Here is a 24,960-nt window from a genome sequence, read left to right on the forward strand (position 1 = left end):
GAAGAATACCATGGCATAGTTTAGTAAATACTTATAATCAGACTTGTTCTTATCATCATCTATAATTACTCTTACAAGTTCATTTCCAACTGCTTTTTATATTAATAGGTAGTAACTCCTGCATTAAATAACAAGTTAATTCCTAAATATCCTCTAAAAGCTTTCAATATACTCGGAAATTATCTTTATATTTTCTTTTTCAATATCACTTAAATTATTCTCATTGAAATTTTCATTTTCTTCATACCATATTTTTCTTATAAAATAGTTAAATTCCGTACTAAACTTGGGGTATATCTTTCCATGTCTTGCATATATCTCTTCACGAGCCATAGATGCCGCCAACTTGGAAAGTTTTTTCAACTTTTCTAAATTCGCTGCTTCACTAATAAGTTCGGTATCACTCCCCTGAAAAATCTCATCATTGTCATCTGTGCTGATATACATACTGATTCGATTACCCTTTGAATCATAACCGTATTTTTCTATAAATTTTTCATAGTCCGACAGCGAACTATATTCCGGATCAAAGAATGTCTTCATACAATATCCCAAATCATAGTATGCCAAATCATCAAACCATTGAGAAACTTTAGATATTCTCCATTTATTATCTTCACACAGTTCTAAATACACCTCACCGTCGCTGATTTCGGGCATATTCTCAGTTAATATTACCTTTTTTACAAATTGTATTTGCACACATATACTTTTTTTATCTCTGCTTTTTATGTGAAAATTACCATTTGTATCAATTTTATAATATAAACTGCTACTTAAGTCACTTCTTGATGTTCTTGACTGCGTACACCTACCTCTATAAAACCTTATATCATATATCTCACACAGATAATCATAAGCTGCATCCTTAATATAATCTCTGTGGTATTTATACAGTTTTTCTTCGTCTTCTTGATTTTTAAAGTAGTAATCATGATATCCGTCCGACTCTCTGCAAGACACCTCATCACTGATTTTTTCTCCCGAATCCATAAAATCAGCAATTTCTTTAATAATTTCTATAACTCTTTCATCAGTCATTTCAGAATTGTTATCCTTATTTTCAACAGCGGCAATTTTAGCATTAAATATAAAAAGTAATATCAAACTTATACAAAATATGCTCAATAATTTATATTTCATAATTTTGTCTCCTAAAACCCTTCCAAATGTGCCTTTATAATCTCTAAATTATGTTTTTCAATATCACTTAGATCATTTTCACTGAATTCTTTATTTTCTTTATACCAATCCAATCCGTTAAAGTAATTATATTCTATGGAATATTTAGGATATATTTTTCCATGTCTTGCATATATTTCTTCACAAGCAATATAGGTCGCAAGCTTGGAGAGACGTTTCAAAGTATAGCTATCTTCTAATTCCTCCAATACGGCAAAACTGCTACTTGACAAAACCGCATACTTTGGAAAAGATCTTAACATCTGCATAGGTATTTTATTTCCATTTTTATCATAACCGTATTCCTTAATAAAAGCTTCATAGTCTTCTTTTGTATTATTTTGACTGTCAAAAAATTCATCTATATATTCTTCCAATTCATAAAATACTAAATCATCATACCATTGAGAAATCCTAGATATTCTCCATTTATTGTCATCGCATAAGCTAAGAAATATATGTCCCTTATCTGTATCCGGCATACCTTCTCCAAGGCTACTGTCTTTATTAAAATCAGCTTCAATACATATTTCATTGTCCACTCTTGACAGAATACTGAAATCCCCTAAAGCATCTACTCTATACCTGACAGTTCCACTCTCAAATCCCTGTTTTTCCTTTCCCACACCGGAATTAAACCTTTTGATTCTATACATTGAAGTCAAATATTCATATACAACATCTTTGATATAATTTCTGTGATAGATTTCCAATTTATTCTCATCTTCTTTGTTCTTAAAATAGGCGAAATTCTCCCCATTCAAGCCTTCAACATCTTCACCGGTTTCTATACCGGTATCCATAAATGTTATAATTTCCTTTACCAGATTTATAGCTTCTTCATCCGAAAGATTTTCCACTCCGGCATTATGATCAATAAATTTTTCTGTTTTTGAATATGTATTTGCCCTACATCCATAACTAAAACACATTATTAAAAGTATAATTATGAGTATATTTATTTTCTTATCCATCACTTCCATCTCCTCTCAACAATGTTATACGGCACATAAGCATAATCAGTACCGCCATTACTACAAAATCCGTCCAAATATTTATGTAACTTGATAGAATAATCCATGTATGTTTTTCACAGATACTCTGTCATTAGAATTTCCTTCAATCTTATATACGATTTTATCTGTTCTTACCACTTATAAAATCTTTTATTCTTTTTTTTCAAAATTATTATACCGAGAATAAAAATTCCGGATAAATATATTTGTATGCTTATTAAGCTTTATCTTTTCTTATATTTTTCTATATCTGTTTTATCTGTTCCCCAACAGAAACTATAAAGTAGTATATGTCCTAAAAAAGTCACTATTGCTGTAATGCAGAAATTCGACATAAAATCCTCCATGTCTAACTTTTTCAATCTACTCCAATATCTTTAGCTCAATATGAGTCATTATATCCGGTAAAATAAAAATCATAATTATGCAAATTATCTTCATCTAAAAGGGGATATTCCAGATACTCATTAAATAAATCCTTCCAACCTTTCTCATCCAGAGAAATATTTTCATCAAGTCCTTTTACAACTGTAAAATTATCTTTTATAAATTTATCTTTCAGCTTTTCTATATCCACTAAATCTTCCCGCCTTATAACCTCACCGGTTTTCAAATCTATGTTTAAACAAAGGCACATATAATGCGGTCTATTGGCTTTCCTTACTACTACAAATCCATCATATTTTATACTAAGATAGCTTTTATCACTATAAATAATTGAATAATTGCTACTTACTTTTAGACCGGTATGAACAAAAATATCGTAGTATGTACCTGTTGATATAACTCCTATCTTCGTTCTATATCGGTCTGTATACCATTTGCAATTTTTGTTACTCATTTAACAGAGAGAGTCGGTTCTTCATTATTTTATTGCATTAAGTAGCAGTCCGATTTCTAAATGTCTGCTGCTTAATTCACTTTTGCTATTCTTAAACATATATAAATTCTTCAATAAAATCTTATATTATACACTTTTTACTAATATTTATCTTGTCACAGTAGCAGATATCACTATCTAATATATAGTAATTATAAACCATCAATATACTCACTCAACTTACCAATATTATATATCTCAATATCATTTAACATATTTTCTGAAAAATTATGGTCTTCTTTATACCATGCTGTTGCCTTGTTGAAATATTCATATTCAAATGTTCCCTTCTCATATGGTTTTCCATGTCTTGCATATATTTCCTCCATTGCCAGATAAGCTGTCAATTTGGTAAATAATTCCGGAAATTCTCCATTTATAAATTCTCCAAACTTTAGCTTGTCACTATTTGGTAAAATCTCATTATATGAAATTTGTAGGATATCCATTGGTATTTTCTCACCGCTTGATGAAACTCCGAATCTCTCTACGAACTGCTCATAATCCGACTTTGTTTTACAATAATTGTCTAAAAGATACATCCTTTTTCCAAGCCCATAAAATACAATATCATTATACCATTGAGATATCTTACTTATTCTCCAATTTCCGTTATCATCCTTAGTAAATACTATCTCTCCATAATCCTGCTTTGGTAAAGTATCCGATATAACAACATGATATATAAAAGGTACCTCCAAATGAAGTTCGTTATTATCAAATGATTTCAATCTGAAATCCCCTTGTATATCAATGGCATATCTTAATCCATACCCTGTCTTCTCATCTCTTTCCACCTGCTGTGCCATTCCACGACCATATCTGCCGATTTCATACATTTGTGTAAAATATGCATATGTTTCATCAGTCATATAATTCAGATGTAATTGTTCGAGCCTCTTTTCATCCTCTTTCCTGCTAAAATAGTATTTATCAAAACCATCTGAATCCCTGTAAGCAATTCCTGAATCCCCAAGTTCTATCTCTTTTTCCATAAAAGTGACTATCTCCTTAATGAGATCCTGTGCTTCTTCTAATCCAATTTCATCGCTCACTCCATAATCAAGTCTCATATCTGCAACTTTATTGCTTTGTACACAAGAGCACACTACAATTGCCACACAAAATATCAAAATAAAGTATTTCATCAGTTAGTTCTACCTCCTCTACAAATATCCCTGCTATGAAAAGTAATGTTAATATTGATGTTACAGCAATAATTGCTATTGACTTTTTTTATATTTTCATTCACTGTCAACTTTTATACCTCGCTGATATTCATATGTTCTATATGGTAATATGCTTAGATTACCTTACTAATAAGTCCTATTTAAATATTGCTTGATCTTATCTTCAAATCAGGCAAAACTTATTTATTCTTTTCTGCTTGTATTTCCTCTTTCTATAAAACGACAACCACAAAATTCATCATTTTTTGGTAGCAACCTTTACTCCCAATTCTCAAATAAATCAAACAAACTAAGCCTTCCTGAATCTCTCAATATTTTCTCTTCTCCATTATCTGATATATATGTTATTCTACCACCGGAGCCTGAACCATCCGATCCAATTACAGCAAGAGCAGATATATAGTATTTTCCTTTTTGGTTAATTTATCAATATAGGCTATTAATTCTTACAAATTCTTTATTTCCTGAAATTTCTCCATTTCTTCTCCCTCTGATACCCACCTAGACTTTAGCCCACTCTTTATTCTAACCATAAGTTTCTCCTTATGACCAATCTTTATACTTGTCTTTAAATAAATCAAATAAACTAATCACACTCTCTGACGGTTCTTTACTTTCTCCATTCCCATAATCATATATAAACTTTCCGGATCTACCTGTTCTGTCATGTCCAACTATATCAAGTTCATTAATATATATAACTCCTTCATCATTTCATCTATTCATATACTCCCACAGTTCTTCAAAACTATTTATATCCTCAAACTCTTCCAACCCCTCATTCTCAGCAATTGATATATACCTGCTCTTATGTGCACCCCATATCTTTACATGTTTCATATTATCATTAAAATTTTGTATCAGTTCTGATGTTTCTTCTCCCTCAGTTATTTGAAAGGAGCCAAGGGTAGATAAATTACCTAAAATATAAGGTTTTACAACTTCATCATATATATCTAAAAGCACCGGTTCCGTTTCTATTACTCTGATATTTCCTTTACTATCTGTATACTCCATATTTGCACCGGCATACAGCATCATTCTGTACTTCTTCCAGCCATCTTCCATAAATTCTAATGCTTCTTTTTTTCTCATATCTTCCAACTTTTTAGCTCTTTGCTTAAATAAGTGATTTCCATATATTAATAATGCTAAGAAAAATATTATGAAGCATAAAATCCACCTAGACTTTAATTTGTTTCCCATTACAGTGATACCTCCTCATAAAGCTATTCCTTATACTCATCCTTCAATAAACTAAATAAATTAACTAAGCTAATCCATTCATCCTGATTCTTTTTTGCTATATGCTCCTATATAACCTATCCGTATTTTATCCCAAATATAATTTACTTCCCTGATGGGTTATTCCGTCATTCATTTCTATCTGAGTTCCATTTTGTGTTATTTGTACTGATGCCGGGGATATCAAGCTTTTGCCTGCTTTCATCTTTAAATATCTCTGTTTTTGTCTTTAGTTCATACATCACACTACAACACTTCAAATAATTTTCTAAAAGATATTCTCCCATATTCTTTTATCACTTTTTCTTTTCCATTTCCGTAGTCATAGATAAACTTTGTAAAATGTGCTGTCCTATCATGCCCTATTATGTTAAGTTCATCAATGTACAGTACATTAAACTCACTTTTCTTATACATATATCTACATAATTCATCCAGATTTCTCACTTCCTTAAATTCTTCCAACCCTTCACTCTCAGAAATTGTCTTATATCTTTTCTCAGGTTCATTCCATACTTTTATATGAGACATATTATCGTTGAATATCTCTATCCTCCTAACTGTATTTTCTCCCTCTATCAGTTTAAATTGTCCCAGTTCCTTTATCTCTCCCTTTATATATTTGTCGGATACTTCTTCACACTTATCGACCAACATAGTTTCATTGTCAAAATAAAATACACTTCCATCAGTAGCGACATACTCCAATTTAGCTTCTGTGGCTTGCTGTAATTCATATTTTCTTACTCCATCATAAAAAAATTCTATAGAAGCTTCACTACGCATATTTATTACACTTTGTAAGTAAATTCTATATCTATAAACAGAATAGCTGACAATACATACTAAAGTAACTATTCCCAAAAAAACAACTAATCTTACCGTTCTCCCTTTTTTATCCAAGTTAATCCTCCAGCTATTAATTAATTTCAGTATTATCACGACCACCCACACTTCATACCTGAAAAGTATTTTGAACATATACATTTTGCTCAATTACATCGGTAAATTTTACTTTTACCCTATACCAACTTCCGTCATACAACATCATTATGTATTTCTTCCAGCCATCTTCTATAAATTCTAATGCTTCTTTTTCTCATCCTTTTATGATCCAATTGCCCATCTCTCAAAGAATTATTTTTAAATAATTCTAATATTCCCATTACATTATTTTCTTCTAAAATCTTTTCTTCTCCATTTCAATAATCATATATTATTTTTGCCGGTTGCTCAGTATTTCCCTGGCAACTGTAGCATCCTATTATAAAAATTCCTGTTTAAATAATATAGTTAAGAAACTATATTATTCGCTATTAACCCGCCCATGATATTTCTTCTCCATCAAAATAATCAACTAATCTCTCTTCCTCTATATAAAATTCACCTGTAGTACTTTCATAATCGTCTTTTGTTGCATTAATATATCCTTTATCCCCATTCTCCGTTTTAAAATATATTAAGTGTTGCATATCCGTTTCGTATAAATGAAAAACTTCCCCTTTCTGATATGTAGTTATTTCATAAGCAGCTGTTTTATCATTATATTTATATGCTTTAAGCTCTTTCACTAATGTATGCTTAGAATCATTTATAATATAATTACCTTCTAAAATAAGGTTCAATTCAGAACTTATTAAATATATGCCTGTTGTATTTTGAAAACCTATAATATATTTTCTATCTTCCACATATAAACCCAAATTTTGATATGCAGATTTTATATATCCGTCTACAGTTGACATATATACTATATTGTCTTTATTCAATCTATAGAACTCACTTATTCGTGTATCATTAACATAGTGAATTGCTATGCCAATACAATAATTACCATTGTTATCATTTATAATTACACTTTTCACACCCTCTTCACCATAGCCTATTGTTTTTTTATGATTATTTACCTCTAGCGATGTATATCCATCCGCATCAATAAATACCTTTACTGAATCCGTCTCACCATCATTATCAATATCAATTTCGTATTTTTTATCATATTCTATAAAATTTACAGCATATCCATCTTTATTAATTTCATTTGCAATATCTTTTTTATATATACTACAGCTGTTTATTATAAATAAAAGCAATATGCTTACAGTTATCCATCTTATCTTATTCATACACTTTCCCTTCCGAACAGATACTTTAAAGTGTTTTATCGGCACTGCCGAGGTTTAATTCACCATCTTCCCGACTTCTTAATCAACTCCCGTTATTTTGATACTTTAAGAAACTTTTGTTTATACACTCTCCTTCTTATTTTATAAATATTTTTACACGCTCATAATATTATCTTAATTATATCAAATCATATTATATTTTTCATTCATTTTTTGTTCTGTTTCTATAATATATATTCAAATAAATATAAGTGCATAACAATATGATATCTTATATTTTTTAAATATCCTACAAAATCCGATACACTCATTTTTGGTAGAATCTCTACTATGTCTTGGTACAAGCACTATATGATACTTACAATACCCTGATGTATGTGATAAACTACTACTATCCATTTGGATACCATCTTTCTTATATTGTTGGTTTGCGAACCTTAAATTAGAAATTTTTATATAATGTTTAAGCTATTTCAACCACTCTCATAGCATGTGAGAAAGACAAAAAGATTCCGAACAAAAATGACACCGAGAGTTTGCCAAAAAGGACAAATAACTTTTTGAAATGGTATACATCGGCAAAATACATAAAGACTAAGGCTATTATACTTGCCATCATTTTTTAAAGTCGTGTTACAATTGCCGAGATGACAAAGATTACAGCGTTAAGTTGGCGAACTGTGAAGAGATATCTAAAAGAATTACAGGATGATAGTGACTTAAGAAGAGAATGGAGCGGTTAGATGAGGGATATTAATAACTTACCGGCTTGGGAAGGTCTATTTAAGAAAATGGTCTGGAAGCAGCTTGGTGATATAAAAGATTTCATTAGTAAAGCATAACCGTAATGGGAGAGTTATGCAAATGGCTGTCCTTCTTGATGATTTTGAAAAGGCAAATGCACTTCTTAATGGAGAGGACAGCAAGGCTTCTAAATTTGGTGCTATAAGATATTATGAGGACTTCGATGTGACAAAGTGGCACTCGGACATATATATTGATCAAATCTACGGAATACGAACATTCTGGGATCTTCAACAGAATCAAGAAAAACATTCTGATGAATACCGGCAAGAGAATATGATACAACTGGAAATGAGTGTTTCTAAACTACATGATTTCATTAACATTGCATTCTTTCATCATCTGATAATAAAAAAGAAAGTCAGATATTAATTCCGGTTCACCTGCAATTAATTTATCAAAGTCGTCAGGCAGATTATAAAAAAAATTTACTGAAATAATTATAGCAAAAATCCAATACGATATATACAAGGCTATGATTCCGGTATTTTGACCATAAAAAGGTGAAGCTCCTGATGAATCTTTAGCTTCTTGATCAATCTACTAAATCTATATCCTCAAATAAGTTGCCTGCTTAAGACAGCTTATTTAAGTGCGCCTGTTTATAGCTTACCCCTACTTTCTTTCACACTATCCTCCTATTCTGCAAAGTATTTTCCAACTTTGGTCGATCTATTTATATACCTTTCAAATCTCTCCCCCAGTTCCTCATCAGACATATTGTTGTTTCGTTTTTTATAAATTTTATCTTTGGCAAATTTCATTACTATACCTGCTAATGTAGATTTAACTTTTGCTAAGCCATTTGTTTTTAAATTCGAATACTATGTTTACTTCTCCACTTGACTCTATGGAACTTTCCTTTATCTTTTTCATCATACACTACCTCCATTAAAACTTACTATGTTTTATTTTCAAAAGATACTTAATAAAATATGAATTACTAAATAAGATTAATCTACATTAAATCTACTTAAATTATAGCAGTATTATCGTCTTTCCTTCCATTAACAAATATTGTAGCCTTTCTTTACATACATTTTGCTGACTTCTACTCTCAAGTACAATTAAAATTGCAGGTAAGATCATAAGTATAACACTAATTACTACTCCACAACTTACATAACCACTAAACCCTCTCATTATATCTACATATAACTTGTACATATAAATAAAAATATAAAGTATAAACAAAATTATACATATAAATTCCGGAAATATTGTATATTCTATCTTACATCCATTATCTTGTTCTTCTATGCTACCTTTTACATAGCACAATCCAATATGCTTAAATCCACTTTTTTCACCTTTCAATATCATTTGAAATTTTTTACCTTTTAATGATTTCATGACCGATAACTTGTCAAACATTTTCCATACTTCTGTTGTCGTTCTATTTGTTATACACGAACCATTTATTGTAAATCTTATCATAAACATTTAATCCCCCTTTTCACCTACTATTTCCCATTCATAAAGTCTTGCACCCTTCTTTTTAAAATTTTCATTACAAGAATAAATCCTCCGGATGTAGTATCTACAATTACATTATTCCAATTAATATTCTTTTTTGTACCTTCCTTTAAATTGTCAAGTCCGCTTTTATTATATCCATGGATATTACATACCTCATTGATATTTACTGCATTTTACTACTTTTTTAGGTTTATCTGATCTTACCACTTATAAAATCTTTTATTCTTTTTTTTAAAATTATTATACCAAGAATAAACATTCCAGATAAATATATTCGTATGTACAAATTAACCTAGATTATTCATGGCAACATCATGAACGTGGCTGAAAGCCATATAATTACTATATTTTAACAAAATATTGCTTTCACCTAGTAAGTGAATAAAAAAAGAGCGTCCATTTGTGGTAAAATTAAGGTGCTAAAACTCAATATAATCACACAAAGGAGCCCTTTATGAGTATTGTAAACACCTTATCACTTGAAAGCAATAGAAAAATTAAAATTAATTTCGATGGAGGAGATTTATCCTCCGATGCAGGCTTACTTCTTATAAAAGAATTCGTAAGTAAACTTGGCATTGACAAACTTTTCTGTAAATCATTTAAGACCAATGATTCTGCATTATTCCGTTATCACACTGATAAAGAAAACCTTCTTCAGATGATATATATGATCATTGCAGGCTATTTTGAAGATGATTCTTCAGATGAACTTACAAATGATCCTGTGTTTAAAGCAGTGCTAAATAAAGACACTTTAGCATCACAACCAACCATTTCAAGATTTCATAATCGAATGGATGAGGATTCGCTGAAACGGTTCCTTTCAATAAATCAAATTCTTCGAAAGAAAGTTTATAGCATTCAGATGCCGGAAGCTATCATTTTGGATTTGGACTCAACACTTCTTAATGCCTATGGCAAACAGGAAGGCAGAGCATTTAACTTCCACTATCAAAATAACGGTTACCATCCACTTGTTTGCTATGATGGAATCACAGGAGATTTGATTAAAATTCAGCTTCGTGACGGGACTCAGTATTCAAGCACAGGAGTTGTGGACTTTCTGCAGCCTATACTTGATGAATATCTTGAAGGTTTTCCGGAAATTAAACTTCTCCTTCGTGGAGATAGTGGCTTTGCAACACCCGGTTTATATAAACAGTGTGAAGAAAACGGTACCGGCTATGTAATTCGTTTGAAAGAAAATGCTATACTTCGTGATAAGGCATCATATCTTGTAGATGAACTTGATGAAATCACAAAAAACAACAAAGTAGATTATGCTGTGGTTTATGGTGACTTCATGTATCAGGCAGGTCCTTGGCCTTATGAAAGACGTGTTGTCTGTAAAGTTGAAAAGCCTGAAAACCAAATGACTTACATGTATACATTCATTGTTACAAACATGGAGTCATCCCCTGAATATCTTATCAAGTTCTATTGCAAAAGAGGCTTGATGGAAAACTTCATAAAGGAAAGTAAAACAGGTTTTGACTTTGCCTCTGTCAGCAGTCATACAAGGATTGTAAATGCCAACAGGCTTCAAATACATGCACTTGCTTATAATATATTTAATTGGTTTAGACGATTGGCATTATCTGCAAATATGCGAAAACAACGCATTGATACTGTCCGTCTAAAACTGCTAAAGATTGCTGCAAAAGTAATTCGTTCAGCAAGATATATGACATTCAAGCTGTGTAGCAGTTGCCCATATAAGGATGAGTTCTATGAGACTATATCCAATATCAGCAAGCTATGTATACAGCTTGAATAACAACTAATAATGAACCTTGAGAGCTTAATAACTACTCAAAAACACTACCTAGGGGAAGTCTGCCCATTTTTAGATGTATTAAGTCAGTTATAGCGTCATTGGTCAAGTTTAAAGATTTATAGCACGGTAATTAACTAAAATATTGTACCGTGAATAATTCAGGATTAATTAATATTTTATATAAAAACACTATATTTAAGAGGTATGCTATCCACACTAATATAAATGCTACACTTTCAGTAATTAATATTATATATATTAGCCAATATACTTTTTCATTCCTTGGCCACAAAAAAAATAATATGCTTGTATACTTATTAAACTTTATTTTTTTCTTATTTTTTTCTATATCAGTTTTATCTGTTCCCCAACAGACACCATAAAGTAATATATACAATGAAAAAGTCCCTAATAATAAAGTCAATATATCCGGCATAAATTTCTCCAATTCTGTAAAGCATTTACCTTTTTAGTGGCTGAATTTATATATTTTTTAAACCTATCTTTCAGTTCTTCATCCGAAATATTGCTGTTTTTGTTTTTTATAAATTTTATTTTTTGTTTCTTTCATTGCTGTATCTGAAAACCATGATAGCATTGTAGCTAACAAATTCGTTCTTATACTTGCAACAGTCATTTCCCGAATAAACTCTGTATACTGCCACTTATCTGCATCAACCATATTCTCTCTCGCTACATCACCCATATATGCTCCTCCTTGTACAGCCTTTGCCAAAGCGATATTATATAATCCGTTATTAATTATTTTACTAATTTCTTTCAATTCTTATACTTCTTTTTGCACCATCGGCTGCCGCAGAAATACCCCAAACAACACTTGAGATTGCTCCATCAACGAAATGCTCCTGCAAGCTTTTACTTTTAAATTCACCATTAGCAGCGACCTTTGTAACATAATTACCTACTCCAACGGACATTCCTCCTGCTACTATATATCCTATTCCTATACCCGTACCTGCTATTGCTCCTACTGCAAGTCCGGATGTAGTATCTACAATTACATTATTCCAATTAATATTCTTCTGATTACCCGATAATATCCCTATTATCTCCGAACTTACTCCACCAATAAATCCAAACACAGCTCCTATACCTGCACCAATGGCTATAGTCGGTACTTTTCCATCCAAATCAACAAACTTCTCCGGATTCCCAAAACAATACCCATACTGATTCAGGCTAAATGGCTGCTCTATATCTCCCTTTATCCAATCCTCCCCGGCAAACCTAACCACTCTCGGTACATACTATCTTGCCTGTGCAAAGTAGGTATTAGCTACATTATCATATCTATAGCCTGTATACCCGAATGGCTGTATCTGTCCCTGTGTATTATAAGTATCTTCTCCAAACTCATCATAGCCATATACAGCTTGACTTTCTCCCCCCTGCTCAAGAAGGCGAATTGTACTTCCCAGCTCATCCTGTAGATAGGTAAACTCTTTTTCCCTTTCTTCCATATATGCAACATTAAAGTCTCGGACATAGCTTTGTATTGCCTGACTGCCTCTTTTTATGGTTTTATTTTGCAAAAGGTTGTGATATGCCCTTGTTCTGTCAAGTATATAACTTTCTTCATATGACGGTGTCAGCTCCGACAAGTTTTCTTTCAAGATAATCTTAAGCCCGTCTTCTCCATAGCCTATCTTCCTTTCATACTCTTTTATTCCAATCCTGTTTCCAAGCCCGTCATAGCTGTATATTCATTATGCCCATTATACCTATTTATTTATAACTATATAAATATCCGGCAAATTTCTGTTATCTTTCATATTTCCACTTCCATGTTCACCAATAAATACTATTTTTAATTCACTAATCTTCTGTTTTCTATTAATAAAAAATATTTTTTTATCGGTTACTTTCATATCTCTAGTTTTTTCATCTATCTCCCATTCATAGCCTTTCATTCTTTCATTCGTTATCAAACCATTTACTTTATCTTCATATGATTCCGCAAATATACTAAATAATAAATCATTATCTGTTATATTTTCTAATGTTATAGTGCAATACATATATACTTTACCATTATATATTTTAAAATCATGGAAACAACTATGCTCCTTATCTATAATAATAGCTTCTTTATTTTTTTTACTAAGTAAGCTCAATAAAATTACACATAAAATAAATATTACTATCATAATATAATATTTTAATCTGACAACCATCCGCAGCTACCTCCCCGTTTATCAATAACTGTTTTATCATTCCATGAAATTTTCACTAAAAATGGTTTTGCCTTACCCATTGTTATAATATTTGCCACATTAGCTTTCCATTTATCAGAACTATACATAAAGTTCGGATCCATTCTATCGTTCCATATATAATGTAAGTCATACTCTACCCTTGATTCACCTATTTTTGAAATCTTTCCTTCTATGACAAATCCACCCGCTTCGACTTCAGGTCCATGAAAATAATTATATCCTATAATTGCCTCTCCATTTGCAACAAAAATATCTGGGTAATAGTAAGCTTGATTAAGTTCAATGCTTTGTCCTGCTTTTAAAGGTTCACCCAATGGATATACAATATTTTTCACTCTTTCCTTTAACTCATTATCTGCTTTTAAATATTCTGACCAACTACCATTTTCTTGAATCATGCTAACCCCATTTCCATATAGATAATGAAATAATATACTCATACCTTGAGGATCACTTTTAAAATTTATTTCCCTATTAATTTCTCCAACTCTATTACCTACACATGCAGTTGTCTGAATAAACCTTGAACTCACATTACTATCCCACTGATCTCCATTAAATGTTGCATTAGATGGGTTTACTAATGTTGCTACTTTGGCTGTTTTACCATCTATATCCACAAACCCCATAGGATTTCCATATAGTTTATGTATTATCTTTTCTTTATTATCATTTTCCTTTATTCCCTTCGAGTTTACATCCCTATGTCTTACAATCTTTGTTTTATTCCCTAAAAAATCATAATCATAGGCATACTCTTCAAGCTTTACATTCTTCTTTAAATGAGAAAGTTTGCTTAAGAGTCCTCTTTCACTATATTCATAGATACTGCTTACATCCTCAGACATATCTTTTCTGATAAGTCTTCCCTCTTTGTCATAAGTATAATCCACCCTTTTATTTCCTGATGTAAGGCTTGTCAGTCTTAAATATTTATCGTATTCATATGATACACTGCTTCCGTCAGGATATAATGTCTTTAATCTCTCACCATACTTTCCGTATCTATAACTTACTTCTTCACCGTTATAATCCACTACCTTTGTTGTTCTGCCAAACTTATCACTATCTATATTTATAGTACCAAGTGCATCCTTTACCTGACTTAACTGTCTTAAGCTGTTGTAGGTGTACTCCACACTTTTCCCGTCATTATATATAATACTTTTGATATCTCCAGCTTCTGTGTAGGAATAAGCTGTATTATAACCTTCTCTGTCTTTCTTTTCTGTCACTCTTCCAAAAAGTTTATATGAAAGTACGAAAATATAATGAAAACCCACGTCAATTCAAATATTCTTAAATGCTCTACTTCACCTTCATACTTGATGTCCAAAAATACAGCGGTTTTCCATTCTTATCTATTATGATATATGCCCTTTTATTACTATGTAATGAGTATATGTTACTTCTATACCACCCCTTTTCACTAATATAATATGAGTAGATTTCCCAACTTTCTTTATCTAAGTAATCTTGTTCATCACTTGTATTTTTTAAATAACTCATAACGTATCTGTACGCCAGATCATCTACTGTATCATATCTAACATGCTGTATTCCACTATATCCAAACTTACATAATGTACTGTCTTTAACAAAGGCATCTTTTCCAATAGGTTCGTCACTTAGCACCTCAAAAGAAATTATATAATGTGAATTTTTTAAATATTCATATTCAAACTCCATATTTTCTTTCATATTCCCAATATTTGGTGCAACGTAGTAATGTGTATTTCCTATTACAACCGCATTAACACCTTTTTCATATGAATACATTTTATCTACAATACCTATAGATTTTATTACTGACATTTCTTTCAAATCTTTTTTTAAATCAACTGTCCGTTTTAAGTGCTTTATCATCGGTATAATAATTGATAGACATATAATAGCAGAAATACCTATAGAAAATAAAAAGGACATTGTCAACCTGATTTTCTTTATATATTCTCTTTCTTTCAATTTTTGTCTTCTAACCACACAAATACATGCCACTATTATCAATGCAATAACTACAACAATATCACAAAAAAAATTTGTATTTAATATACTATTTCTCTCTATTAAAAAATTTATATCTTCTTTCATTATAAAACACCTACAAAAAATATTATAGTCTTACTTAATATACCTAATATACCTGTGTACAATAAGGATTACTTTTTTGCGGAACATCTCCTGTATCATGGAAATAACTACCATGAATCCAATCTTGAGTATCTGACACATAATAAGTTTTGCTATATCCCAAACTCATCTGAAACTTTGAAATAGCTAACTTCGAAACAGATGTAACCTTTTCTCCTGTTCTTGCACTAACTCCAGTTGCTGTAATTTTTCCACCTTTTAATATATTATACGTATATAGTGCATCGAATTCTCCTTTAAAATCTACAGGTTCATAAACATTACGTACAACCCCAAGTGATATAGTCGTATCAACTACCGGAATTCCATAGCTAATATTAGCTGCAAATCCCCCATAATCATAAATACAATACTTATCTTTATCAAACAATACTGTTTTTCCTTTCACATTACCCACGCCAGCTGCTTTATAAATACTGGCAGATAACGAGGCGGAAACATCTGCATAATACATTTCCCCTTTCTCCAAAGGCTTATAATCTCCTGTTACTTCCTGATACCAATGTACCATATCCGCATTGGCTCCATTTATTACTATATTTTTATATGAATCATCAATATTAGCATTTGACGGATTAGCTAATGGAACTCTAGGCTTCTTTCCATCATAATCCACCAATCCAAATGGATTCCCAAAACAATACCCATACTGATTCAGGCTAAATGGCTGCTCTATATCTCCCTTTATCCAATCCTCCCCGGCAAACCTACCCACTCTCGGCACATACTCTCTTGCCTGGGCAAAGTAGCTATCAGCTACATTATCATATCTATAGCCTGTATAGCCGAATGGCTGCATCTGTCCCTGTGTGTTATAAGTATCTTCTCCAAACTCATCATAGCCATATACAGCTTGACTTTCTCCTCCCTGCTCAAGAAGGCGAATTGTACTTCCCAGCTCATCCTGTAGATAGGTAAACTCTTTTTCTCCTTCTTCCATATATGCAACATTAAAGTCCCAGACATAGCTTTGTATTGCCTGACTGCCTCTTTTTATGGTTTTATTTTGCAAAAGGTTGTGATATGCCCTTGTTCTGTCAAGTATATAGCTTTCTTCATATGACGGTGTCAGCTCCGACAAGTTTTCTTCCAAGATAATCTTAAGCCCGTCTTCTCCATAGCCTATCTTCCTTTCATACTCTTTTATTCCCATCCTGATTCCAAGCCCGTCATAACTGTAGCTTCTTGTTTTTCCTAATTTTGAGTAACTTAAGCCAAGCCTACCTGTGATATCATATTCGTAGGCTCTTACTCTCTTCCCTCTATCTGTTATGCCGATAAGATTTCCTCTTTTATCGTATTCGTATGTCTTATTTCCAAAAGACGATACACATAATCCTCAAGCTTTACACCTTCCTTTAAATGGCAAAGTGCGCTTAATAACCCTCTTTTGTTTTTCCATATCAGTTTTATCTATTCCACAACAGGCACCATAAAGTAGTATATATCTAAAAAAGGCACTATTGCTGTAATACAGAAATTCGACATAAAATCCTCCTCACTCTAACCTTTTCAATCTACTCCAATATCTTTAGCTCAACAGGAGGACCTGCTCTTCTGTAATCCTTTACTCCTCCAAAGTTTGCTGTAGCCCTTATTGTTAAGTATTTCTTTTCATTCACTTGAAGTACTATTTCCCTTTCACCAATAAACCTTCCATCTATTCCTGCATCATTTGATATATCCTCCGGATACCATTCATATATACCTGAAAATTTAAAATCTGAATTTATAAAATTATATTGCCTATATTCATTTGAGTCTAAAATAAATGTAACTTTATGAATCTTATTGTCATTATTAATTATAGTTACATATATTCTAGCATTAACATCATCTAATGTATCATCATAATATATATGTCCTATAGGAGATTCTATTTTGGTAACTAACTTATTATCATCTTCTATAAACGCTACCTTAGGACGAATTATTATCTTTATTACGCAAAAAATAATAACAGATATAAGCAATATTACAGTTATACTTAAAAAAAGTTTAGTCTTTACTTTCATTTTTCACCTTCTAATCTATTGTATTGAAATAATACATAGGATATGATGAATAAATTTGGTTTCTTAACTTTTCCCATCTTACTCCTATAATTTCCTGCTCACTTTCTGAAGCTCTATATTTTTTAGGATATTCCCCTGGTAATTTACTAACCCAATCTTTATTCCAATTTTTTAACCATCCTAAATTTTTCTGCCAAAACATCTCTCCTTCTCTTGCTCTAATTATCGTAGTGTCATACCAAGTTAAATGTATCTCGTAATCTTTAGGTGTAAATAAACCATTCTCTTTTGCAGCATTTGATTTTTCAATATCTGTATCATACATGAAATTCGGATCTATAATATCATTCCATGTATATGTCATCATATATGTTACATCACCTTTCTTACTTTTGCTAATATTACCTGATATTTTAAAACCGCCTACTTCTTCATTAGTTCCATGTAAAAACTGATAGCCCACTGCATTTTCATCATTTTCAATAACCATATGTGGTATTTCAAGTGTTACATCTATGCTGCCACCCGGCTTAACTTTGTTACCTATAGGAATAACTAAATCACCCACTTTGCCGGTCAGTATTGGATTTTTCATCATATATTGTCCCCAAGGTCCATTTTCACCTGTATACATTGTTGGAAATTCTACAATATCTTTTCCTGTACCTAACATCCAATGTTCGCCTATCATTAAGCCGAATAGATCTTTTTCTTTTCCAAATATGCAACATTAAAATCCCATACATAGCTTTGTATTGCCTGACTGCCTCTTTTTATGGTTTTATTTTGCAAAAGATTGTGGTATGCCCTTGTTCTGTCAAGTACATATTCTTCACTGTGTATCGGTTCTTTTTGTGATAAGTCAAGTTTGAATATATCTATAGATTTACTCTCTCCATAACCTCCTATTTCAAATTCATACTCTTTTATTCCTATCCTGTTTCCAAGCCCGTCATAGCTGTAGCTTCTTGCTTTTCCTGATTTTGAGTAACTTAAGCCAAGCCTACCTGTGATATCGTATTTGTAGGCTCTTACTCTCTTTCCTCTATCTGTTATTCCGATAAGATTTCCTCTTTTATCATATTCGTATGTCTTATCTACAGCTACTATATATCCTATTCCTAGACCCGTACCTGCTATTACTCCTACTGTACGTCCTGATGTAGTATCTACAATTACATTATTCCAATTAATATTCTTTTTTGTGCCACCCTTTAAATTGCCAAGTGTGCTTTTATTATATCCATAGATATTACATACCTCATGAAAAGTCACTGTGTTTTACTACTTTTTTAGGTTTATCTAATCTTACCACTTATAAAATCCTTCACTCTTTTCTTTAAAACCTTTATTAAAAGAATAAGTCCTCCTAGTAAATAAATGTATATATACAATTTGAATAACATTTTAAAAATATGCTCTATATTAGTTATATATAATATCCACAATAATATAAATACTATACTTTCACTAATTATAAGTATATATACTAACCAATATACTTTTTCATTCCTTGACCACAAAAAAAATAATACATTTGTATACTTATTAAGCTTTATCTTTCTATTATGTTTTTCTATATCTGTTTTATCTATACTCCAACAAGCTGCATAGAGTAATATATGTGATGCAAAAGATATTAATAATAAAGTTAATATACCAGGCATAACTACTCACCTCTATTCTGTAAAACATTCGCCCCTTTTAGTTGTTACATTTATATATCTTTTAAACTTATCTCTCAGTTCTTTATCCAACATATCGCTATCTTGATTTTTATAAATTATTTTTTTTATTTTTTTAATCCCATATCTGATGCTCCTGATAAAATTATTGAAGCAAAGTTTGATTTTATACATGCTACCGTCATCTTACTAATAAACTCTGTATACTGCCACTTGCCTACATCAACCATATTCTCTCCCGGTGCATCACCCATATATGCACCTCCTTGTACAGCCTTTGCCAAGGCAATATTATATACTCCGTTATCAATTATTTTACTAATTTCTTTCAATTCTTGTACTTCTTTTTGCATTGTTCCACCGGCTGCCGCAGAAATACCCCAAACAACACTTGATATTGCTCCATCAACAAAATGTTCCTGCAAGCTTTTACTTTCATATTCGCCATTAGCAACGACCTTTGTAACATAATTACCTGCTCCAACAGACATTCCTCCGGCTACTAAATATCCTATTCCTACACCTGTACCTGCTATCGCACCCACTGCAAGTCCTGATGTAGTGTCTACAATTACATTATTCCAATTAATATTCTTTTGGTTACCCTTTGCTATTTCTATTCCTTCTGAAAAGAGTCCACCGGCAAATCCAAATACTGCTCCTATACCTGCACCAATAAGTATAGTCGGTGTTTTTCCATCCAAATCAACAAACTTCTCCGGATTCCCCAGACAATACCCATACTGATTCAATGAAGTGGGATAATAAATCTCTCCCTTTATCCAATCCTCTCCGGCAAATCTGCCAACTCCTGCGACATACTCTCTTGCCTGGGCAAAGTGAGTACCTGCTACATTATCATATCTATAGCCGGTATATCCGAATGGCTGTATCTGTCCCTGTGTGCAATAGATGTCTTCTCCAAACTCATCATAACCGTATATAGTTTGACTTTCTCCTCCCTGCTCAAGAAGGCGAATTGTACTTCCAAGCTCATCCTGTAAATATGCATACTCTTTTTCTCTTTCTTCCATATATGCGACATTAAAGTCCCATACATAGCTTTGTATTGCCTGACTGCCTCTTTTTATGGTTTTATTTTGCAAAAGATTGTGATATGCCTTTGTTCTGTCAAGTACATATTCTTCACTGTATATCGGTTCTTTTTGTGATAAGTCAAGTTTGAATATATCTATAGATTTACTCTCTCCATAACCTCCTTTTTCAAGTTCATACTCTTTTATTCCTATCCTGTTTCCAATCCCGTCATAACTGTAGCTTCTTGCTTTTCCTGATTTTGAGTAACTTAAGCCAAGCCTACCTGTGATATCATATTCGTAAGCTCTTACTCTCTTTCCTCTATCTGTTATACCGATAAGATTTCCTCTTTTATCGTATTCGTATGTCTTATTTCCCTGTAATCCTCCCTCTTTTATAAGTCTGTCCAAAGCATCATAAGTATATCTTATCTCTAAATCATTAGACCTTTTTAGTGATTCCCTGTTTCCATAGGCATCATAGGTATACTTACTTACAAGTCTGTCTCCTCTTTTTACTTCTATAAGTCTGCTTAGGGCATCATAACTATAATAAAATGTGGCTGAATCATCCCATAGTTTATGTATAATCTTTTCTTTATTATCATTTTCCTTTATTCCCTTCGAGTTTACATCCCTATGTCTTACAATCTTTGTTTTATTCCCTAAAAAATCATAATCATAGGCATACTCTTCAAGCTTTACATTCTTCTTTAAATGACAAAGTTTGCTTAAGAGTCCTCTTTCATTATATTCATAGATACTGCTTACATCCTCAGACATATCTTTTCTGATAAGTCTTCCATCTTTATCATAAGTATAATCCACCCTTTTATTTCCTGATGTAAGGCTTGTCAGTCTTAAATATTTATCGTATTCATATGATACACTGCTTCCGTCAGGATATAATGTCTTTAATCTCTCACCATACTTTCCGTATCTATAACTTACTTCTTCACCGTTATAATCCACTACCTTTGTTGTTCTGCCAAACTTATCACTCTCTATATTTATAGTACCGAGTGCATCCTTTACCTGACTTAACTCTCTTAAGCTGTTGTAGGTGTACTCCACACTTTTCCCGTCATTATATATAATACTTTTGATATCTCCGGCTTCTGTGTAGGAATAAGCTGTATTATAACCTTCTCTGTCTCTCTTTCCGGTCACTCTTCCTAAAAGATCATATGAAAATGTCTCTTCATATCCAAGTACATTTATAATAGACACTATATTTCCCATAAGATCTCTTTTGTATCTTGTAACCCTTGGGATACTTACTGCATCTATTTGTTCTTTTAGAGAAGTATTTGCCGATTCAACACCTGATATAAGTTCTTTATCACCTTTATGCCTATATACGGTAATAAGCCTTCCTACCTTATCATAACTGTATTCCGTTCTGTTTCCCAAGGCATCTATTACTGATGTAAGCTTCCCTCCAAGAGAATAACTGTATTTTGTCACATGTCCCATGGCATCCGTTTCTTTTACTACATTTCCCATGGCATCATATTCAAAACTTTGTTTTTGTGAAAAGTTATTCTTTACCTCTATAAGTCTGTTCAGCTTGTCATAGGTAAATAAAACATAATCTCCCTTTTCATTCTCCCTTCTTACTACATTCAAATTTTTATCATATGTGAATATTTCATATCTTTTATCAGGATATGTTTTTCTTTGTAGAAGACCACCTTTATAATAATCATAAAGAGTTTCAAATTCCCCTGACTTTATCTTTTTTATTTTTCCAAGTTCATTGTATTCATATTCTCTTGCGAAACCGTACACATCTGTTTCAAGTATTATCCTTCCCAAAATATCATACTTTATTTTATGTGTTCCAAGATTATTTGTTATATTCAGGCTATGTTTTCCATACTCATACTCTGTTTCCTCTCCGGATTTATTCCTATAGGATATAAGCCTGTTTCTTTCATCATATGAATACTCTTCCATATTTCCCAAAGGATCGATTATCTTTATCAGATTTCCGTTTGCATCATAGTGATACTTATACTCCCCCTTATTTTGCAAAGTCTTTTTTTCTACCAGATTTATTGCATTATAAGTATACTCTACCTCTCCTCCGTCAGGATATACTTCCTTTATAAGATTTTGGCAAAGATCATACTCCATTCTGTAAGTCTCACCGTCAGGCAGGGTAAAGTCATTTATATTATTTAACTCATTATAATTTATTTTTGTTATGCCACCTCTAAAATCTTCAAATAAAGACAGCTTCCCATTCTCTGTATAGTTATATCTACAGGTATTTCCTAAGACATCCTTTACAGCGGTCAATAAGTCTCTATCATCATAGTAAAACCCTGTTTTATTACCTTCTCCGTCAATGCTTGCAATCACACGATTAAGGTTATCATACTCATAAGTGGTTACTTTACCGTTTTCTTCTTCGATACAGGATATATTCCCTCTGTTATCATAGTAAACTTTTCTTGTGGAATTGTCAGGCAAAGTTATTATAAGGCTTTCTGTGTTGCCCGCTTTGCTGTAATCAAGCTTTGTACTTTCTCCTAAAGCATTTTTACTTTCTATGATTCTTCCTTTATCATCATAGTAATACTTTTCAATCTCTTCACCGTTTATATAATGGACTGCTACATTCCCTTCTCTGTCATAATCTATACTTTCACTTTGATTATCAGGGAAAGTAACCTTTGTAAGTTTTCCTTCCTTATCATACTCATAGGATGTTATATTTCCTTTTTTATCCTTATATGAGGTCAACAGATTTCTTGTATCATAAGTAAAGCTTTCCGACTCACCCGCGTACTCACTTTCTATATTTCTGAAATTCTCATCATGTACATGTACTTCTGCATTTCCATTCTGATTTATGACAAAGGTCTTACTTTCCTCATTGTTGTAATCATATCTTATTATTCCTCCGTCGGCAAATTTTTGTATCTTTACCCTGTTTTCACCGTCATAAAGGTTTTCCAAGACATAAATTCCCCTTGGATTTTTTATCTTTTCCAAAAGTTCATCTTTATAGTAATAGCTGTATGTAAGTTTTCCCTCATGGTATACTTTTCCAAGCTGATTTCCTTCATACATGTACTCTACTTTTCTTCCGGTATGATCTTTTATCTCACTTAATTTTCCGAAATCATTGTAGTAAAGGGCTATTTTGCTTCCACTTTTTTCAGATACTTCTATCAGTCTGCCTTTTATATCATAAGAAAGATAGACCTCCTCGCCATCCTTTCTTTCTATACGCAAAAGCTTCCCGGCTTTATCAAAAAGGTATATAAGTCCGCTTTCAGCATTGTAAATAAATCCTGTTTGCGTTTTCTTTAAACGATTGAAATCATCAAAAACAGAGTGTATTCTTTCTTCTTCATCCACAAAGTATGCTTCATCCTGTCCGTCGGATAAATGTAATATATATCCGTTTTCTTCTTGACTTATAGATATTTCATAGCTGTGTCTCCAACCTTTTCCAAGTACTCCCGTTCTTTTTTCACTGCTGTTATAAGATCTTATAAAACCTATAGGAAGTTTTGAGCGGAGCACAATATCTTCTTTACTATATGTAAAGTTTCCGGTATTTGCATTTACCGGATCTCCCGTCATAGCACATAATGCACCCCTTGCACCCTTTAAAAAATCTTCCATACTGTTGTTTTTCATAAGATCTTTTAAAAGTTCATTCCATGAGGCAAAGGCCGGACCGTTCTTTTCAAGCATCTTTGAAATGATTTTATAGATTTCTTCCTTTAGCTGTACATCACTAAGTTCTAAAACCGCCGGTACTGCATTATTTCTTACACGATTTAACGCACCTGTATAAACCGCACTGTAACTTCCATCCTGATTTTTGATTATCTTTACTCCTGCACATGCTGCCAAACTTCCCATAAGTTTTAACATAAGCTTGTCTTTCTCACTTGGCACTCCTGCCATGACAGGCATTGCACCAAGCATCATTGGAAGCAGTCTTTCAAAGTCCTTTGACATATCCTTATAAGGCTCTTTTAATTCTTCATATGTCTTTGATTTTTTTCCCTTAAGCAATACTTTATCGGCTGATATATTTACATCACTTTTTAACTTTATGGAACTTCCCTTTAGTTTTTTCATTAGACACTACCTCCTCCTGTGGATGA

General features: G+C 32.1%; 26 protein-coding genes and 1 pseudogene. 2 read left to right on the top strand and 25 right to left on the bottom strand.

All coding sequences use genetic code 11. The features are described 5' to 3' along the window. Nucleotides 1-153: 153 nt before the first annotated feature. The 10 genes and pseudogenes from J4O15_RS02325 to J4O15_RS02360 all read right to left on the bottom strand — a co-directional run bounded on the left by J4O15_RS02325 (nucleotide 154) and on the right by J4O15_RS02360 (nucleotide 8,038). Complete coding sequence (locus tag J4O15_RS02325; RefSeq protein WP_208099546.1) at nucleotides 154-1,143, bottom strand: YARHG domain-containing protein; 990 nt, start codon at nucleotides 1,141-1,143, stop codon at nucleotides 154-156. 11 nt (nucleotides 1,144-1,154) lie between these two features. Beyond that, the gene (locus J4O15_RS02330; RefSeq protein ID WP_243761932.1) at nucleotides 1,155-2,156 is read right to left on the bottom strand and encodes a YARHG domain-containing protein; all 1,002 of its coding nucleotides are present in this window, start codon (nucleotides 2,154-2,156) and stop codon (nucleotides 1,155-1,157) included. Nucleotides 2,157-2,580: 424 nt separating this feature from the next. Further along, complete coding sequence (locus tag J4O15_RS02335) at nucleotides 2,581-3,039, bottom strand: hypothetical protein (protein WP_208099548.1); 459 nt, start codon at nucleotides 3,037-3,039, stop codon at nucleotides 2,581-2,583. A gap of 191 nt (nucleotides 3,040-3,230) precedes the next feature. After that, complete coding sequence (locus J4O15_RS02340; protein WP_208099549.1) at nucleotides 3,231-4,226, bottom strand: YARHG domain-containing protein; 996 nt, start codon at nucleotides 4,224-4,226, stop codon at nucleotides 3,231-3,233. Nucleotides 4,227-4,811: 585 nt separating this feature from the next. Next, nucleotides 4,812-5,474, bottom strand: a pseudogene (locus tag J4O15_RS16400) (hypothetical protein). A 167-nt stretch (nucleotides 5,475-5,641) separates the two neighbouring features. Beyond that, on the bottom strand, nucleotides 5,642-5,773 hold the full coding sequence (locus tag J4O15_RS16080) for a hypothetical protein (protein WP_279545159.1): 132 nt from the start codon (nucleotides 5,771-5,773) through the stop codon (nucleotides 5,642-5,644). Continuing rightward, the gene (locus J4O15_RS02350) at nucleotides 5,760-6,416 is read right to left on the bottom strand and encodes a hypothetical protein (protein WP_208099550.1); all 657 of its coding nucleotides are present in this window, start codon (nucleotides 6,414-6,416) and stop codon (nucleotides 5,760-5,762) included. The genes J4O15_RS16080 and J4O15_RS02350 overlap by 14 nt, the downstream gene beginning before the upstream one ends. Before the next feature lie 134 nt (nucleotides 6,417-6,550). Continuing rightward, entirely contained in the window at nucleotides 6,551-6,679 is a 129-nt protein-coding gene (locus J4O15_RS16085; protein WP_279545161.1) for a hypothetical protein, read from the bottom strand. A 150-nt stretch (nucleotides 6,680-6,829) separates the two neighbouring features. Further along, a complete protein-coding gene (locus tag J4O15_RS02355; protein ID WP_208099551.1) occupies nucleotides 6,830-7,639 on the bottom strand; it encodes a hypothetical protein in 810 nt (269 codons plus the stop codon). 237 nt (nucleotides 7,640-7,876) lie between these two features. After that, nucleotides 7,877-8,038, bottom strand: a complete 162-nt coding sequence (locus J4O15_RS02360) for a hypothetical protein (protein WP_243761933.1) — start codon at nucleotides 8,036-8,038, stop codon at nucleotides 7,877-7,879. 459 nt (nucleotides 8,039-8,497) lie between these two features. Between J4O15_RS02360 and J4O15_RS02365 the strand changes: the two genes are divergently transcribed. Then, nucleotides 8,498-8,815, top strand: a complete 318-nt coding sequence (locus J4O15_RS02365; protein WP_208099552.1) for a hypothetical protein — start codon at nucleotides 8,498-8,500, stop codon at nucleotides 8,813-8,815. A gap of 266 nt (nucleotides 8,816-9,081) precedes the next feature. On the opposite strand, the gene J4O15_RS16090 is transcribed toward J4O15_RS02365, so the two are convergent. Then, nucleotides 9,082-9,207, bottom strand: a complete 126-nt coding sequence (locus J4O15_RS16090) for a hypothetical protein (protein ID WP_279545165.1) — start codon at nucleotides 9,205-9,207, stop codon at nucleotides 9,082-9,084. A 214-nt stretch (nucleotides 9,208-9,421) separates the two neighbouring features. Continuing rightward, a complete protein-coding gene (locus J4O15_RS02370) occupies nucleotides 9,422-9,886 on the bottom strand; it encodes a hypothetical protein (RefSeq protein WP_208099553.1) in 465 nt (154 codons plus the stop codon). A gap of 490 nt (nucleotides 9,887-10,376) precedes the next feature. Between J4O15_RS02370 and J4O15_RS02375 the strand changes: the two genes are divergently transcribed. Further along, nucleotides 10,377-11,702 (top strand): IS1380 family transposase, encoded by a 1,326-nt coding sequence (locus J4O15_RS02375; RefSeq protein ID WP_208099554.1) that lies wholly within the window; start codon nucleotides 10,377-10,379, stop codon nucleotides 11,700-11,702. A 130-nt stretch (nucleotides 11,703-11,832) separates the two neighbouring features. Here the strand turns inward: J4O15_RS02375 and J4O15_RS02380 are convergent, their stop codons facing one another. From J4O15_RS02380 to J4O15_RS02425, 13 genes are all read right to left on the bottom strand, one after another. Further along, nucleotides 11,833-12,138 carry a hypothetical protein gene (locus J4O15_RS02380; protein ID WP_208099555.1) on the bottom strand — a complete coding sequence of 102 codons (306 nt, stop codon included), beginning with the start codon at nucleotides 12,136-12,138 and terminating at the stop codon, nucleotides 11,833-11,835. 78 nt (nucleotides 12,139-12,216) lie between these two features. Continuing rightward, nucleotides 12,217-12,408, bottom strand: a complete 192-nt coding sequence (locus J4O15_RS02385) for a hypothetical protein (protein WP_208099556.1) — start codon at nucleotides 12,406-12,408, stop codon at nucleotides 12,217-12,219. A 64-nt stretch (nucleotides 12,409-12,472) separates the two neighbouring features. Continuing rightward, a complete protein-coding gene (locus J4O15_RS15805; RefSeq protein WP_243761934.1) occupies nucleotides 12,473-12,958 on the bottom strand; it encodes a hypothetical protein in 486 nt (161 codons plus the stop codon). 12 nt (nucleotides 12,959-12,970) lie between these two features. Further along, entirely contained in the window at nucleotides 12,971-13,336 is a 366-nt protein-coding gene (locus J4O15_RS15810; protein ID WP_243761935.1) for a hypothetical protein, read from the bottom strand. Nucleotides 13,337-13,444: 108 nt separating this feature from the next. After that, nucleotides 13,445-13,897 (bottom strand): hypothetical protein, encoded by a 453-nt coding sequence (locus J4O15_RS02395; RefSeq protein WP_208099557.1) that lies wholly within the window; start codon nucleotides 13,895-13,897, stop codon nucleotides 13,445-13,447. Then, nucleotides 13,882-15,174: a hypothetical protein gene (locus tag J4O15_RS15815; RefSeq protein WP_243761936.1), complete on the bottom strand. Its 1,293-nt coding sequence runs from the start codon at nucleotides 15,172-15,174 to the stop codon at nucleotides 13,882-13,884. The genes J4O15_RS02395 and J4O15_RS15815 overlap by 16 nt, the downstream gene beginning before the upstream one ends. Before the next feature lie 73 nt (nucleotides 15,175-15,247). Further along, the gene (locus J4O15_RS02405) at nucleotides 15,248-16,030 is read right to left on the bottom strand and encodes a hypothetical protein (protein ID WP_208099558.1); all 783 of its coding nucleotides are present in this window, start codon (nucleotides 16,028-16,030) and stop codon (nucleotides 15,248-15,250) included. Nucleotides 16,031-16,073: 43 nt separating this feature from the next. Beyond that, the gene (locus tag J4O15_RS15820; protein WP_243761937.1) at nucleotides 16,074-17,243 is read right to left on the bottom strand and encodes an RHS repeat domain-containing protein; all 1,170 of its coding nucleotides are present in this window, start codon (nucleotides 17,241-17,243) and stop codon (nucleotides 16,074-16,076) included. Nucleotides 17,244-17,607: 364 nt separating this feature from the next. Then, nucleotides 17,608-18,105, bottom strand: coding sequence for a hypothetical protein (locus tag J4O15_RS02415; RefSeq protein ID WP_208099559.1), 498 nt, complete (start codon nucleotides 18,103-18,105; stop codon nucleotides 17,608-17,610). A gap of 10 nt (nucleotides 18,106-18,115) precedes the next feature. Beyond that, on the bottom strand, nucleotides 18,116-18,778 hold the full coding sequence (locus tag J4O15_RS15830; RefSeq protein ID WP_243761938.1) for a hypothetical protein: 663 nt from the start codon (nucleotides 18,776-18,778) through the stop codon (nucleotides 18,116-18,118). Nucleotides 18,779-18,795: 17 nt separating this feature from the next. After that, nucleotides 18,796-19,380 carry an RHS repeat domain-containing protein gene (locus tag J4O15_RS16265; RefSeq protein WP_330638600.1) on the bottom strand — a complete coding sequence of 195 codons (585 nt, stop codon included), beginning with the start codon at nucleotides 19,378-19,380 and terminating at the stop codon, nucleotides 18,796-18,798. 23 nt (nucleotides 19,381-19,403) lie between these two features. Further along, nucleotides 19,404-19,772 (bottom strand): hypothetical protein, encoded by a 369-nt coding sequence (locus tag J4O15_RS16520; protein WP_442911589.1) that lies wholly within the window; start codon nucleotides 19,770-19,772, stop codon nucleotides 19,404-19,406. Between the two features lie 125 nt (nucleotides 19,773-19,897). After that, nucleotides 19,898-24,934 (bottom strand): DUF6531 domain-containing protein, encoded by a 5,037-nt coding sequence (locus J4O15_RS02425; protein ID WP_243761939.1) that lies wholly within the window; start codon nucleotides 24,932-24,934, stop codon nucleotides 19,898-19,900. Nucleotides 24,935-24,960 lie beyond the last annotated feature (26 nt).

This window comes from Lachnoanaerobaculum sp. Marseille-Q4761 (assembly GCF_017565785.1).
Classification (GTDB): Bacteria; Bacillota; Clostridia; order Lachnospirales; family Lachnospiraceae; genus Lachnoanaerobaculum.

Coding starts and splice junctions, on each gene's coding strand:
- J4O15_RS02325 (WP_208099546.1), bottom strand. CDS start 1,143: ATGAAATATAAATTATTGAGCATATTTTGTATAAGTTTGATATTACTT.
- J4O15_RS02330 (WP_243761932.1), bottom strand. CDS start 2,156: ATGGATAAGAAAATAAATATACTCATAATTATACTTTTAATAATGTGT.
- J4O15_RS02335 (WP_208099548.1), bottom strand. CDS start 3,039: ATGAGTAACAAAAATTGCAAATGGTATACAGACCGATATAGAACGAAG.
- J4O15_RS02340 (WP_208099549.1), bottom strand. CDS start 4,226: ATGAAATACTTTATTTTGATATTTTGTGTGGCAATTGTAGTGTGCTCT.
- J4O15_RS16085 (WP_279545161.1), bottom strand. CDS start 6,679: ATGGGAATATTAGAATTATTTAAAAATAATTCTTTGAGAGATGGGCAA.
- J4O15_RS02355 (WP_208099551.1), bottom strand. CDS start 7,639: ATGAATAAGATAAGATGGATAACTGTAAGCATATTGCTTTTATTTATA.
- J4O15_RS02360 (WP_243761933.1), bottom strand. CDS start 8,038: ATGGATAGTAGTAGTTTATCACATACATCAGGGTATTGTAAGTATCAT.
- J4O15_RS02365 (WP_208099552.1), top strand. CDS start 8,498: ATGCAAATGGCTGTCCTTCTTGATGATTTTGAAAAGGCAAATGCACTT.
- J4O15_RS16090 (WP_279545165.1), bottom strand. CDS start 9,207: ATGAAATTTGCCAAAGATAAAATTTATAAAAAACGAAACAACAATATG.
- J4O15_RS02370 (WP_208099553.1), bottom strand. CDS start 9,886: ATGTTTATGATAAGATTTACAATAAATGGTTCGTGTATAACAAATAGA.
- J4O15_RS02375 (WP_208099554.1), top strand. CDS start 10,377: ATGAGTATTGTAAACACCTTATCACTTGAAAGCAATAGAAAAATTAAA.
- J4O15_RS02380 (WP_208099555.1), bottom strand. CDS start 12,138: ATGCCGGATATATTGACTTTATTATTAGGGACTTTTTCATTGTATATA.
- J4O15_RS02385 (WP_208099556.1), bottom strand. CDS start 12,408: ATGGGTGATGTAGCGAGAGAGAATATGGTTGATGCAGATAAGTGGCAG.
- J4O15_RS02395 (WP_208099557.1), bottom strand. CDS start 13,897: ATGGTTGTCAGATTAAAATATTATATTATGATAGTAATATTTATTTTA.
- J4O15_RS02405 (WP_208099558.1), bottom strand. CDS start 16,030: ATGAAAGAAGATATAAATTTTTTAATAGAGAGAAATAGTATATTAAAT.
- J4O15_RS15820 (WP_243761937.1), bottom strand. CDS start 17,243: ATGGGAATAAAAGAGTATGAAAGGAAGATAGGCTATGGAGAAGACGGG.
- J4O15_RS02415 (WP_208099559.1), bottom strand. CDS start 18,105: ATGAAAGTAAAGACTAAACTTTTTTTAAGTATAACTGTAATATTGCTT.
- J4O15_RS15830 (WP_243761938.1), bottom strand. CDS start 18,778: ATGTTAGGTACAGGAAAAGATATTGTAGAATTTCCAACAATGTATACA.
- J4O15_RS16520 (WP_442911589.1), bottom strand. CDS start 19,772: ATGCCTGGTATATTAACTTTATTATTAATATCTTTTGCATCACATATA.
- J4O15_RS02425 (WP_243761939.1), bottom strand. CDS start 24,934: ATGAAAAAACTAAAGGGAAGTTCCATAAAGTTAAAAAGTGATGTAAAT.